The 14,252-nt window shown below is 37.7% G+C and carries 7 protein-coding genes; all 7 read right to left on the minus strand.

Annotated elements, in window-relative coordinates:
- Positions 1-4 precede the first annotated feature (4 nt).
- The 7 genes from PHF10_02945 to PHF10_02975 all read right to left on the minus strand — a co-directional run bounded on the left by PHF10_02945 (position 5) and on the right by PHF10_02975 (position 14,166).
- On the minus strand, positions 5-1,321 hold the full coding sequence (locus PHF10_02945) for a hypothetical protein (GenBank protein MDD5534687.1): 1,317 nt from the start codon (positions 1,319-1,321) through the stop codon (positions 5-7).
- A 204-nt stretch (positions 1,322-1,525) separates the two neighbouring features.
- The gene (locus tag PHF10_02950; protein MDD5534688.1) at positions 1,526-3,238 is read right to left on the minus strand and encodes a helix-turn-helix domain-containing protein; all 1,713 of its coding nucleotides are present in this window, start codon (positions 3,236-3,238) and stop codon (positions 1,526-1,528) included.
- Between the two features lies 1 nt (position 3,239).
- Positions 3,240-4,193, minus strand: coding sequence for a DUF5671 domain-containing protein (locus tag PHF10_02955; GenBank protein ID MDD5534689.1), 954 nt, complete (start codon positions 4,191-4,193; stop codon positions 3,240-3,242).
- A gap of 12 nt (positions 4,194-4,205) precedes the next feature.
- Positions 4,206-5,183, minus strand: a complete 978-nt coding sequence (locus tag PHF10_02960; protein MDD5534690.1) for an LD-carboxypeptidase — start codon at positions 5,181-5,183, stop codon at positions 4,206-4,208.
- A gap of 145 nt (positions 5,184-5,328) precedes the next feature.
- Positions 5,329-5,577, minus strand: coding sequence for a GIY-YIG nuclease family protein (locus PHF10_02965; GenBank protein ID MDD5534691.1), 249 nt, complete (start codon positions 5,575-5,577; stop codon positions 5,329-5,331).
- The gene (locus tag PHF10_02970; protein MDD5534692.1) at positions 5,574-6,209 is read right to left on the minus strand and encodes a peptidylprolyl isomerase; all 636 of its coding nucleotides are present in this window, start codon (positions 6,207-6,209) and stop codon (positions 5,574-5,576) included. The genes PHF10_02965 and PHF10_02970 overlap by 4 nt, the downstream gene beginning before the upstream one ends.
- Before the next feature lie 31 nt (positions 6,210-6,240).
- On the minus strand, positions 6,241-14,166 hold the full coding sequence (locus PHF10_02975) for a fibronectin type III domain-containing protein (GenBank protein MDD5534693.1): 7,926 nt from the start codon (positions 14,164-14,166) through the stop codon (positions 6,241-6,243).
- Between the last annotated feature and the right edge of the window lie 86 nt (positions 14,167-14,252).

Here is a 14,252-nt window from a genome sequence, read left to right on the forward strand (position 1 = left end):
AAAACTATTTCATTTCTTCTCCGTTAAGCACTTTTTCTATATTAAAAACTCCAAGATTTCTGGCTTCAACAAAACCGTGCATAGCCGCGTCCGCCAAAGAACCTGTTTTTAAAAAGTCAAAAAGCCATTCATTGGTGTATTTTGGGTCATTTTGAATAATAGCGGCGTGATGTTGAATAAGCCAATCGCGATTAAAATTTTCTTGCGAACCGACCGAAGGGGCAATGATAATCGGCAAACCAAGTCCGGAATAAAAGGACAATTCACTTGGCTTAGTCCATAAAATATCCGTTACTCTCAAGGCGGCATTAAATTTTTCAAAGTATTCTTTCATGTTTTTTGCGTAAATAATTTCGATCCCGCTCCTAGCGGGATCATTTTCAAAATCTAAATTTTTTAATTCTCCGATAAAGAAATTTTTAACCCAATTTTTAATGCCCGCGACCAAAATAATTTTAATTTCTTCTCTGTTGATTTTTTCTTTTAAACTTTTAACCACGTTAATGGCTATTTCTTTCTGAGCGCCGGCACCGCCGACAGCGAACATCAGAGTTAAAGGATGTTCTGATTTTTCCGGACAATTATCCAAATATTGACTGATTAATGTTTCATAACGTTGGTGATAAAGGCCTTTTGGATCAAGATTATCAATTCTTTGACAAAGGTCTGATTTTAAAATTTCCATTTTTTCCGAACCGATATTTTCATTCGGCAAAGGATAACCGGTTAAAAATATATTTTCTTTTCTGACTCCGTAAAGCTGCAATCGGCTGGCTACCCGGCTGGTAGGCGCGAAATATTTAATTTTGCTTCTTCGAGGATTGAAAGGAGCCCAAGCTCTGGCGATATCGGCGTCACAAACCACGCAATAAATGTCTCCCGGATAATCATAAAATTCCGCCATGTAAGCCGGAACAAAAAAAGTGGTAATAATGGGAATCGGATTTTGTTTTAATTTTTCAATTAAATGTTTTCCCCATCCCTTTTTAATCGTACCGAGAGTTTGTTTGAGAAATAAATTCGGCTGTGAAAGATTTCTTCTGGGATAAAAATCGGCGATTTTTTGAAATTGGTCAAAAATAAAAAAACATAAATCGCCTATTAAAGGGACTCTTTTAAAACCGGAAATAAATTCATAAAATTTTCTGCTTGCCTCCCAAACATTTTTATCGGAATTGGGAATTCCCGGATAATTATTGGCGCTGATCACTTGTCCATCAGGCGCAAGATGTTTCAAGGGATTGGCCGTTCTTTGATGTCCGTAACCCATACTGACATCAATAATCCAAGCTTGTGTGTATTGTTTTTTAAAAGTATTCATATTATTTAATTCCCCATTTTTTCAGAGAAAATAATATTATTGTTAAAATTATTATAGATGACAATACTGTTAATATAACATACCAGGGAACTTTCATATAAAACATAAAATTAATCATTATGCTGATTGTACTGATAATTGGCACTAAATATTTTTCCATATTTTTTTTGTTAAATTGTTTAAAATATAAAAAATGTATTTTTATTATTCTTTTAACATCATTCTGGCTATTCTTAATTCTGTATATGAATATGCCCCATTGAATTTTTTAAAAACAGGCAGAAGTGAATTGGTATCAAGTTCGTAAAATGCGGCATAAATTTCAGCAAGAGCGCAAGAAAGAGAAGGCGTGACAAGACGAGACAGATCTGCTGTATTAATCTTATCACTTAAAACAAGTTTTTCAATATGGCTCAGAATTGTTTCTTCCTTTACTCCGCGCGTTTTGGCAATTTGCGAAATAGTTTGTCCTTGATTCCATAAGACGAGAGTTTTATCGCGCGTATTGCCATTTTTTTTATTTTTACCGTATGTGTATAAATTTTTCTTTTTGCCGGATTTTGGCTCTCCTCCGCAAACAGTGATGAAATTTTGATATATTTTTTCAAGTTCAGCGGGTGGAATTTTGGCAAATTCTTTTTCAATCTGTTCTGATAATGACCGGAATAATTCATCTTTAACAAGAATTTCCGGATGCACTTGAAAAGCGCGTTCATTCCAACCGAGCAAATAAAGTCCGGAAAGTTTTCTTACCCGAGAAAGCGCGACATAGCCTTGTCCAAATTCAAAAACATCAGAAAGATCCATAACTGCTTCGTCCAAAGTCATTCCCTGGCTTTTGTGCACGGTAATCGCCCAAGCAAGACGAAGCGGTATTTGCGTAATTCGGCCGCGCACGCTGCCATTTTCATCTATTGTCCAATCCATTGGTTCAACCTTAATTTTCATTCCGTTTCTCGTTTTAACGATCGGATTGCCGATTTGGTTGAATTCTTCAATAAGGCCGAGCGTGCCGTTTACAAATCCTTTGTTGGGATTATTTTTTGTAAACATTACCGTTGCGCCGATTTTTAAATAAAGCGTTTCCGGCGAAAGACAGCCTTTTTTAAGAGAAGCGGTAAAAATATCATGGCCCTGCGAAATCATATTAAAAACTTTTGATTCGCCTTTAATATTAGCCAACATTTCATTATTGATGCGATCTACTTCAATATTGTGCGTAAAAAGTTTGGGTATATTGTTCGGCGCCAGATGATATTCAATTTTTCGCGCTTCAAGATGGCATAAATGATTATTTTTAAATGAGTTGCGCCTGATTGAAGAAAGTATGGAAAGAAAATTATCGTCTTCCTGGCGAAATTGTTCATCAAGATAACAAACGGCTAAATTTGCTCTTTCCCATGACGGAGAATCATAAGCGAAATGAGCGGATGATTTTCCAAGCAGAGAAGTTTGGGAATTATTTTCATTTTTTATTTTAATAATCGGCGGGAGCTGGAAAAAATCGCCGACAAAAATCACTATTATGCCGCCGAACGGTTCGGAATTTTGCTTGACTTCGCGGCAAACCAAATCAATCATGGTAATCGTTTCGGGCGGAAGCATTGATACTTCATCAATAATAAGAACTTTGGTTTGATTAATGCGTTTTTCAATATATTTGGTTGAAGCGATTTTATCCAAATCATGCCTGTCCAATTTGGTTTTAATTCCAATTCCGCACCAGGAATGAATTGTCATGCCGCCGATATGCGTTGCGGCAATGCCAGTGGATGCGGTAATCGCCGGTTCAATGCCATTTTCGCGCAAATACGCCACATATTTATTTACCAAATATGTTTTTCCTGATCCGGGTTCGCCGGTCAAATACACGTTTGCCCCGGCCTTAAGTATTGAAAACGCTTGAGCTTGATTCATTTTATTTTAATTTAGCTTTATACAATTCCGGGTCAATTGTTCTTGTAAAACAAGTTTTTCCCGTTTCGTGATCCCAATTTTGTTGAAGAGAACCAAATTGATTTAATGCAGGAGAAGATCTTAATTTGGCAGGAGAAATTGATTTGGGATTTTTACTTGAAGCGTTAAATGTGGCGCATAATTCAAAAGAAAGAGGACCAGTCACATTATATTCGTATGAAACAACGGTTTCCGGATCTTGAGGAACGATAAATCCGGAAATACTGTCTTCCAGCTCGCCAAGATTTTGCGGTAATTTTTCTTTTTGCGTCCAATAATTGACAATTCTTTCTTGAATTTCCTGAAGATTGCTGACTCTTTGCTCGTCAAGTCGTCTGTCTCTTTGGATAGCCGGTGTTCCAAGAATAAAAAATCCCCAAATAATACTGATCAAAACAACGCCGGAAATAACCCAAGCAAGTATTTTTGGCAACTTGGAAGTTTCCGGATCTTTTCTTTTTAAATCCCAAATGTAATAACCGAAAACGGCCACCGCGACCAAAAGCACGGTTAAAATTTTCAAAAAGAATTGAATGGTTAATTCGCCGCTTAAAAAATTATTGATAAAAACAATAAGATCTATAATAATAGTTAAGGCGGAAATAAAAAGGGTGAAATAAAGCAGCCATTTTCTCAATTTCATTTCTCTTTTTTCAGGGTTGTTTTTGAGGTCTTTTCCCAGCATCCAAGAAGTTAATATAAAGACTGGAATGGATATTATCAATATTGAAGTGGAACTTTGAATCGCTCTTGTTATGCCGTTATAATAAAAACTGAGAGCGTCGGGGAAAATAACGCTGATATATTCGGTTATAAGCAGAATGAAATTCACAATGCTTAAATAAAAAATAATGATGTTAAAAAGATGCAAGAAAACATCTTTTGGCGTGTTATAAGCGGTGTTTGTTTTTTCCATAATTTTATTTTTTTAATGTTTTAAAATAGTGATTTTAATTAATTTATTTTTAACTGCAAGGCTCGCTGTTCCGCCAATAGGAAAAGTAATAATCGGACTGGTGTGGCCAAAATCAACATTGGCAACAATCGGTATTTTGAAGAGTTGAGGACGAATTTTAATCAACCGTTGCATTTTAGCCAAAGTCATATCGCTTTCATTCTGAAAACGGCCAAAAATAATACCGCGAATATTTTTTATCCCGAACATTTGAAGGAGTGATTCAAAATCACGATCAAAATGAACATAGTCTGATTCGCTGTCATCTTCAATAAAAAGAATAACATTTTTTTTCAAAGGAAAATAAGATGTTCCCTGCAATAAATTCAAAGTGCATAAATTGCCGCCGATTATTGTTCCTTCGGCTTCGCCATTGGAAATATTCCAATAACCGCTATTTTCTATCAATACGCGCTTGTCTTGATCAAGATACCACGCGTCATCTGTCCATTTTGGCGATGGTTTAAGGATAATTGATTGATTATCCATGAGACATTTTTTAAAACAATCCAACGTATAATCAAAGTGTAATTTTTGACCAAAAGTGGAATAGGCCGGACCGTAATAAGTGACAAGACCGGTTTTTGTCAAAATAGCATTTTGCAGGGCGGTAGTGTCGGAAAAACCGATAAAAATTTTTGGATTTTTCTTAATCAAATTCCAATCAAGATAAGGTAAAAGTTGATTGCAATTGAATCCTCCGATTACCGTGAAAATTCCTTTTACATTTTTATCGGCAAAGGCTTTGTGCAAATCTTCAACGCGCGATTTGATGGACGAAGAAATAAATTCATCTTTTTCTTCAACGTTTTTGCTGAAACTGAGACTCAAACCAAGCTCTTTAAATTTTTGATTGGCAATATCGCGAACGCCCTGTGAAATCAAACCGAGCGATGATGATGGGGCGACAATTCTGATCGTATCCCCTATTTTAAGTTTATTCGGAACAATATTCATAAATTAACTTTATAGTATGATAAATCTACTTTTAGTATATCAAAAATATCACAAAAAGAAAAGAGGAAAGAACCCACTTCTATCCCCTTTTAACGCTTATTTTTAAAATCAATCATTTTTCCGTCCTTAAAAAATAAATTTAATTATCTTTAATTAATGCTATTTTTTTATTTCTATCCCAACTTTTTATTTCGGCTTCACGTTTTCTTGCCTCTTTCAAATTTTCGTAAGTTTCCGAATATTTTAAGATTACCGGACGTCGCAATTTTGTATAATGAGCGCCGCACTTGGAATTATTATGCTGTTTTAAGCGTTTTTCAAGATTATTGGTTGAACCAGAATATAAGGATTTATCAGCGCATTCAAGGATGTAAACATAGTATTTCATTCAGATATTGTTACTGTTTCCATTATGACAGGAGAAAGCGGACGATCATTTGAATCTTTTTTCACTTTGGCAATTGCGTCAACCACTTCTTGTCCGGAAATCACTTTCCCGAAAATAGTGTATTGGTTTGGTAAAGGATAATCGGCAACCATAATAAAAAATTGACTGCCATTGGTGTCAGGTCCGGCATTGGCCATGGCGACCACGCCTTTTTTATAACCTTGTTTATAGGAATCGGTTTGAGGATCAAGCTCATCGGCAAATTGATATCCCGGTCCGCCCATTCCTGTTCCGTCAGGATCCCCTCCTTGAATCATAAATCCGTCTATAACCCGATGAAAAATAACTTTGTCATAAAATCCTTTTTTGGCAAGAGTAAGAAAATTACTAACCGCTCTTGGCGCATCGGCATCATAAGTGGCGAAACGAATTTCGCCCATATTTGTTTTAATGGTTACAATGTGGTTCATATTTTTTATTTTAGAATTATTAGTTTGATTAGAAGAGTCTATTTTAATGTTATCAACTTTTTTATTTTGAGAATCATTTTTGGCCGGCGCTTTAAAAAACGAGACACTGAAAATCATCGCCGCGGCCACTATGATAATCAGTATAATATAAATTTTCTTCATAAATTATAAATTAAAATTTTATTAAATTAATTTATTTACCCAATCCTTTCATCCATCCGAAAGTCTGTTGGAAGTTCTTGAAGATAAGTTCGGTTACAGTCAATCTTCTCTGCGGAGTCAGTAAAGTATTGGTCGTTGATTGAGTTTTGTTGCCCGAAGAATCTTCAGAGATGACTCTGAACCTGTAAATTGAGCCCGGTTTAAAGGAAGTGATAACCATTAGATGTTCTTGTCTTAAACTGATATCTTTAGCCATTTGGATAATTGGAGTGTCATTAGCAAAGCCGACTTGATATTCAACTTGCGAAGTTGATACTTCATTGGTATTCCAGGTAATGATAGTTTGGACTTCGTCGCCTCTTGATGACAAAGCGATTGAGGTTCTGATTTGCGAAATGATTGGCGCGTTTTTGTCTTTGGTGGTGGTGAAGTTTGGAATCAGGAAAGAATAGTTATTGCCTTGTAAATCTTTTCCTTCAAGAGAGACATTAAAGGTCGTGCCCGGTTCAAGATTTTTGACTGTAATCTCATGAGTAATACTGGAATCAGATTTGCTAACTACTTGAACTTCATTTGGAGATAATTTGTTGTTGCGATACGGAATGTATTTCACTTGCGAATCAGTCGGGATATTTGTCTGCCAAACAAAAGTGGCCGCTCGTTCAGAGATGTTTTTAATTGAGAAATTTGTCACTTCGGGCAATTGCGAAGCAGTGGTGAAAGTATATTGTTTAGATCTTGTTTCAGAACCGATAATGCTCTTTGATCGAATTTGGAAATAGTAATCAGTAGAAGGAACCAAATTAATAATGTTGACATTATGCGCTAATTCATATTCGCTTGATTGACCAACCACTTGCGAATACGGTTCTGATTTGGTTTTATCAAAATCAGCAACCTTGGTGATAGCGACCACACTATTTGCCTTTCTATCAGTCGTCCATTTAACTCTTGCTTCAGTGGCTGATATTTCAATGCCTGGAGAACCCTCTAATATCGGACCGGGAATAAATCCTTTAAAAATATTAGCGAGTTCTGTAAAACCATTTTCGGCAACAGACAAAGAAATAGTACTGGAAACTTTTTTAATCATTTCCATTGCCGTCGTAAATGTTTCTTGAGAAACTGTTTGTTCTTCAATCTTTTTTATCTCTTGCGCTTTTTCTTCCGGAGTTTTTTCCGCTTCCGGTTCTGTAATTTCTTCATTTTCTGTTATTTCCGGAACAGGAGGAATTACCGAACTTCCCAAAGTTGTAAAAATCAAATCAGCGCCTTGAGCGAGATTGCCGGAAGCGTCTTGGGACAAGACTTGATAATGATAGACAGTGGCTTTAGTTAAACCAGAAAGAATAGCTTGATGAGAAGTTACAAAAGATGATAAACCGGCATGCTGAGTGTCAGTATAGGTTGAGGTTAAACCATAATCTATTAAACTATTTGCATTTTCATTAGTGACCCAGCTGATTGTGGCACTATTTTCAGTAATATTAGAAGTTAAAATATTGCTGATTATAGGGGTTGTTTTATCTATTAATGTTGCAGAACTGCCTCCTCCTCCGGCATTAATCACTCTTACTTCCTGAGAAACATATTGAGGCGTGAGAGTATAATCTTGGCTGACGGTTTCAAGATCAGCTGAATTTTTTGATTTGATTCGATAATGATAAACCTGTTCACTGATCAAGTCGGTCAAACGAACCACATGTTCGACGGTTAAAGTTGAGTTCAAAGTGGTTGAAGTTCCGTAAGCAGTGGTTGAGCCATATTCAATTTGAGAAGTGGCCAAATCATCGGTTGTCCAGGTGATTGTGCCGATTGTTTCCGTGGCGTAAGAATTGACCTCGGAAATAACCGGAGCGGTAGCATCTACCGGCTCTGCTTCTTGAGTGGTGATAAAATTATAATCGCCGGAAACACTTTCATTATCATTTGCGTCTTTAGATTTTACCCTGAAATGGTAAGTTCTGTCAGTGGTCAAATCTGTTAAGTGAATAACGTGTTGAATGGTTAATTGAGAATCAAGATCGGTTTCCGTGCCATAATCGGTGGTAGTTCCATATTCCAATTGGCTGGTTGATAATTCATCTGTTTCCCAAGTAATAGTGGAAGTGTAAGCGGTGGCGGATGAATTAACTAAAGAAATTACCGGATCAACTTGATCATCGGCGGTAGTAAAATAATAATAACTGCCTTGATTATTATCTTTAGCTGTATTTTCTGAAACATCTGTTGACTCAACATAAAAATAATAAATTACATTCGGATAAAGACCGGTTAAATTTATAACATGAACAGTGTTTAAAGTTTCATCTGTTTCTTGCTGAGGATTGCTTAAATTTGAAGTAGTGGAATAAACCACTTTGGAATCAGAAGCTGTATCAGTAAGCCATCTGACGGTAACTTTTTCATTTACGACGGAAGAAATAATAACATTGGAAATAATCGATCCGGCTTTAGTTATAAACGAATAATCATTGGACTTAGTTGTTTCATTTTCGGCCGCGTCTTTTGATTTAACCCTGAAATAATAAGGAGTATTTTTAGATAATCCGGTTAGAACAACCGAATGACTTGTTACCATTGAAGTGGAATTTTTACTTAAAGAATAAACTCCCGGAGTGGCCGAATATTCCACGGTGGAATCGGACAATTCGTCAGTGGTCCAAGTAATAGTCGCTTGATTTGTAAAAATAGAAGCGCTTGGCACTTCAGGAGTTGAAATAGTCGGACCGGTTAAATCTCCTTCGCGGGTTGGAGTAAATGTATAATCCGCGGAAACGCTTTCATTATTATTCGCGTCTTTTGAATAAACTCTGAAATGATAAGTGGAACCGACAGTCAAACTGCTTAATTTGATAACGTGATCAATGGTAAGGTCGGTTGTTGTTACCGAGGACGGACTTAAAGTTCCGTAACCATCCGTCAAACCGTATTCAACCTGGCTGGTGGCCAATTCGTCAGTTTCCCAAGTAATAGTGGAAGTGTAGGCCGTGGTAGACGCGGAAACTTCATTAATAATCGGCGGAGTCAAGTCATAGGTGGTATTAAAAAAATAATAATCAGAGGCATTGTCATTAATGCCGAGATTGATAGAAATATCATAAGATTTAACATAAAAATAATAGCGAGTGCCGGGCGTTAAAGAAGAAATTTCCACTGAATGTTCATAATAATCTTCGCTGTTCGGAGTAAGAACTCTGGTTTCCGTGCCATGCGTTAAAGAACCGGATAAATCTGAGCTGGTGGAATAAACAACATAAGAATTTGAAGAAGTATCCGTGAGCCAAGTAATTTTTGCCGTACTATTATTAATTTGAGAAACAGAAACATTTGTCAAAGTTGGACCGGGAAGTGTCGTAAAAGTATAATAAGCATTGGAATGATTATCAACGGTTTCATTATTGCTTGGATCTTCTGATTTTACCAAAAAATAATATGGAGTGTCTTGCGTTAAACCATTTATGGTAAGAGAATGCGATGTTCCCATGGTCGGAAGATTGACATAAGTAAAAGTTTCTAAAACTTCAGACGTGGAATAACCGACCGTTGAATCCGAAAATTCATCCGTTGTCCAAGTTATAGTTGCTTGAGAAGTATAAACATCAGTAGAAGTAACATTGGAAACAGTCGGCGCCGTAATATCAGTGCCTCCCCCGCCTTCACCGGAATCTTGAATGCCATTTGCCTTGCCGGTAATGGCATTGGAACGATAAGAAATATTATTTAAAGAATCATAAGCGATAATTTTATAATAATGGAGAACATTATAATCCGGCGTAGTGTCCGTATAATAATTGGTTGTCTTAACATTAACCGTGCCGACTTCCGTAAAATCAGCGTCATTAGTAGTATTTGAACGCAAAATGGAATAATGATCAAATATTCCTTGAGGCGGATCATCTATTACTTCCCAGGCAATAAAAAGCCGATATTCATTGGGCGTAATTCTGACATTTGAAGTGTCTTGGGTCATAATGCATGCCGGAGTTGCCGGAGTAATTACTGACGCAGTGGCGGAAACATTTCCTTTGGCGTCTTTAAATTTAACATAAACAGTATCCGGATTATCAGCCAAGGTGATTGTTGAAGCAGTGTTGTATGTTTGATAACTTGCGCCGGAAAATCCGCTGTCCAAAGAAATCATCATAGAGCCCTTGACGCCGGATTGCATCGTGCTGTCGGTGGCAGACAAGGTTAAAGTTGCCGCGTTAGAACCGTATTGTGTTGAAGCATTAACTTTAATACTTGGGCTGGCCGGATTTATTGTGTCTAATTCAAAAGTTGAAGATTCCAAAGTGGCGGTGTTGTAAACCAATTCAAGATCATTGGCTGTAACTTTAATTTTCATTCCATTGGCAGTGTATTGATTATTGTAATCTGTTTTTGGATCCCAAGTGCCGGTGTAAGTCGTCCAATCAGTAGCCGGAGAAGTAGCCACATTTTTTACTCCTTCACCGGTTGTAGTCGTTGCTTCTTGCCATTCATCTCCATCCCAATATTGAAAAGAAATTGTTGCTTTGCCCTGATGGGCTTCTTCACCATCATTGGTATCAGTATCGCGGACTTGATATGAAATATTTACCAAGCCATCCGCGCCTTGCGAAGCAGTTAAAGTTTGAAGTTCAGGAGAAGCATTTATTGAATAACTGACAGTAAAATCGTTAATTGTCGGACTTGTGCCGTCAATCGTACTTTCTAAATATGCTTCTGCTTCGCACCAGCGATTAATTCCTGAAGTAATATCGGCCGGAGAAGAAGTGTACCAATCTGACCATGAAGCTCCGGATAAACCGCCTTCAGTGGCAGCAGTACGAGTTCTGAATTTAACCAAAGTACCGGAAGGAACAGTCGCGTTCCAAGAAATTGTATTCCAACCGGCATCACCGCCGGCATCTTTTTTAAGATTAGTAATGTTGCCGAAATAAAGAAGAGGATAATAATAAAAATCAGTTGTACCTCCATGTAAAGCATAAATATTTGTTCCATCATAAGCTAAAGCACCGCCGTCATTAATTGCCACGCTTGTTGAAGATAAGGTTGACCAAGAATTGCCGGAAATATTATATTTGTAAAAATTAGAAGTATTTCCTCCGCGCAAAGCATAAATATTTGTTCCGTCATAAATTAACGAACCGCCGGCTCCAACCGCACCGGTAATGGAAGTCATAGCACTCCAAGAATTTCCGGAAATATCGTAACGATAAAAATCCGTGCTGCTTCCGCCGCGCAAAGCGTAAATATAATTTCCTGCTCTTACCATTGCTCCGCCCGCGCCAATCACGGCAGAAGGTTGGGCTAAAACTTCCCAGCCAAGCGAAGAAAGACTTATGGAATTTGAACCAGAAGATAAAGTATTATAATCATTTAATGTGCCGGAAGAATTATACCAATTGGTATTGTCCGGAGAAAATTGAAGTTTAAGAACAGAATCAGCCGGAATTGAAGAAGCGTTGTAATCAAAAGAATCAACACTGCCCTTTAAGCCAGATAAAAGATTAGTTGAAGTTAAAGTGCCGGAAGAATAATAATATGGAGAATACATGTTGTCTATATAGAAAGTATTATCCGCGTCGGCATTAACTATGGTAATCACCATACTGTCTATCGCGTCTTTATTGGCATTAGACACGGCTGATATATCCCAAGAAACTGTTTGAAAAACATTTGCCGAAGTAATATTGGGCGTAATTTCCGTAGTCGTTCCGCCAGAATCATGCATGCTTATTTTTATATTGCTTCCTGTTCTTGTAGAACGAATATCAAAATAAATTAATGATTTATCGGTTAAATCTATTGTCGGCGAAATTGTGCGAGTAAGAGTTTTATTTAAACTGCCTGTTATCGCCGCTGATCCTTTTAACGCGTAGGTTCCCTGAGATTTAATTGTAGATTCAGAAGATGACTGTAAAGAAAGAAAATCTGAAGTTAAACATCTTATTACCACTATTCCTGAACCTCCGGCACCGGCAGCACCACCACTATAAGCACCGCCTCCACCACCGCCGCCGGTATTTGGCGTTCCTGATTGAGCGACAGTATCATTACAAGTTCCGTTTCCACCTCCGCCATTGCCACCAAGACCAGGATTATTTGAATAAGCAGTTCCATATCCGCCGCCTCCACCGCCGCCAGCATAATAAACATTAGTTCCGCTTAATACTATGTCATATGCAAGTCCAACTCCTCCGCCGGATGTTCCTCCTTCACTCCTTGATGTGCTTCCTACAGCTCCAGCTCCGCCGCCACCGCCGCCGGTAAAAGGGTTTGCATAATAAAGATCAGAAGAACCTCCTCCATTATTTCCTTGACCAGAAGTGCCTGCTCCACCGGGAACTAATTGATAGTTACCTTCTTGTCCGCCTCCACCTGAACCACCACTTTTAGGAAGTCCCCACGTGCTAGCTCCGCCGCCGCCTCCACCGCCTATTGCAGTTTTTGTACTAAAAACAGAATTTTCGCCATTTCCACCAGCGCTATTGCCACCCGTAGGTCCTTTGACACCGCCAGCGCCAACTGTAATAGGATATGCTTGCGCGGTAATTGCAAAATTTGCGTCATAAATTAAACCTCCTCCTCCACCGCCGCCAGACATTCCTTGACCACCTCCACCACCGCCGGCAACTACAAGAGTTGCTACATTAGCAGCTTTTGTAGAAGTAAATGTTCCTGATGAAGTAAATTTATGAACAGTATAATTTCCATTTGTAGTTATCGTTCCACCGGTATTGCCATAAGTGGCATTTGTTACATACGCCGCTTGAGCAAGTGAATTGGAAGAATATTCCATATAATCAATAGTTACTGCCGATGTATCAAGTTTTATTTGGCCATTTCCCGCGTCAATAACAGTATTTGATTTACTGGCCACTTTGGTTTCATCGGTAAAACTATCAGAAACAGAACTGCCGCTATTATAATTAATGGCAATACTGTCCAAAAGCGGAGCGAGATTTTGAGCCGGATTTGATTGAAGAGTTGTTTTGTAATAAAAACCCGCGCTTCCTGTCCAAAAATTTTCACTGATATCATATCTATAAAAATCAGCAGTGCCGCCGCCGCGCAAGGCATAAATATATGTTCCGTCATAAGTTAATGAACCGCCGGTTCCAACTGTACCAAGAACAGAAGTCATTGCACTCCAAGAATTTCCGGAAATATCGTAACGATAAAAATCTGTTGTGCTTCCGCCTCTTAAGGCATAAATATATGTTCCGTCATAAGTTAAGGCTCCTCCTGCGCCAATTGCGGCTGTAACAGAAGTCATTGCACTCCAAGAATTTCCGGAAATATCGTAACGATAAAAATCCGTGCTGCTTCCGCCGCGCAAAGCGTAAATATAATTGCCGACTCTAACTGATGAACCGCCGGCACCAGTTGCACCGGTTATGGCAGTTAAAGATGACCAGACACTGCTAAACGCTGCGTCTGATAATTTAATATCGCCCTCTGAAGTAGTTGTGTCTAATTTTGTTATCGTCCCTGCTTCCCAATTAGCCTTGGAAGTTACTGTCCAATTATAAGTTGCCGCTTTGGAAAAATGAGGAAAATATTGAACGCTGTTTGTAACAATCAAACCAATACATAATGTTACGGCAATAATTCGGCTGATGCCCAATTTTACCAATGATTGGCGGAATTGTTTTTCTAAAATAAAAAATCGCTTTTGTAAAGCAATAAATTGTTTTTGCAAATCAAAATATTTTTCTTTCCAATCTAAATTCTCCGACGCTTCAGTCGGAGCCCCGACCCTTCGGCGTCGGGATTTTATTTTTATCGGCTCGGTTGAGACGATTGATTTTATATACCAACCCGAATAAATTTTTTTGCAAGATTTATCTTTTTTTATATGAATTAAATAAAAAAATCTAAATTCTTTTAAAAATTTAGATAATAAAATACTTCCCTGTTTATAAAGGTAAATTAAAATTTGTCTCAAATTTTCTTTTTTGAGGTTCATTTGCCGCTTATTCAATTAATACCCTTGTATTTAATATTATATAGAAAAAACATTAATAAATCAATATAATAACCATTATTTTAAAG

It is taken from the genome of Patescibacteria group bacterium, from assembly GCA_028716665.1.
In the GTDB taxonomy this organism is placed as follows: Bacteria; Patescibacteriota; Patescibacteriia; order UBA2591; family JAQUPP01; genus JAQUPP01.

Coding starts and splice junctions, on each gene's coding strand:
- PHF10_02945 (MDD5534687.1), bottom strand. CDS start 1,321: ATGAATACTTTTAAAAAACAATACACACAAGCTTGGATTATTGATGTC.
- PHF10_02950 (MDD5534688.1), bottom strand. CDS start 3,238: ATGAATCAAGCTCAAGCGTTTTCAATACTTAAGGCCGGGGCAAACGTG.
- PHF10_02955 (MDD5534689.1), bottom strand. CDS start 4,193: ATGGAAAAAACAAACACCGCTTATAACACGCCAAAAGATGTTTTCTTG.
- PHF10_02965 (MDD5534691.1), bottom strand. CDS start 5,577: ATGAAATACTATGTTTACATCCTTGAATGCGCTGATAAATCCTTATAT.
- PHF10_02970 (MDD5534692.1), bottom strand. CDS start 6,209: ATGAAGAAAATTTATATTATACTGATTATCATAGTGGCCGCGGCGATG.
- PHF10_02975 (MDD5534693.1), bottom strand. CDS start 14,166: ATGAACCTCAAAAAAGAAAATTTGAGACAAATTTTAATTTACCTTTAT.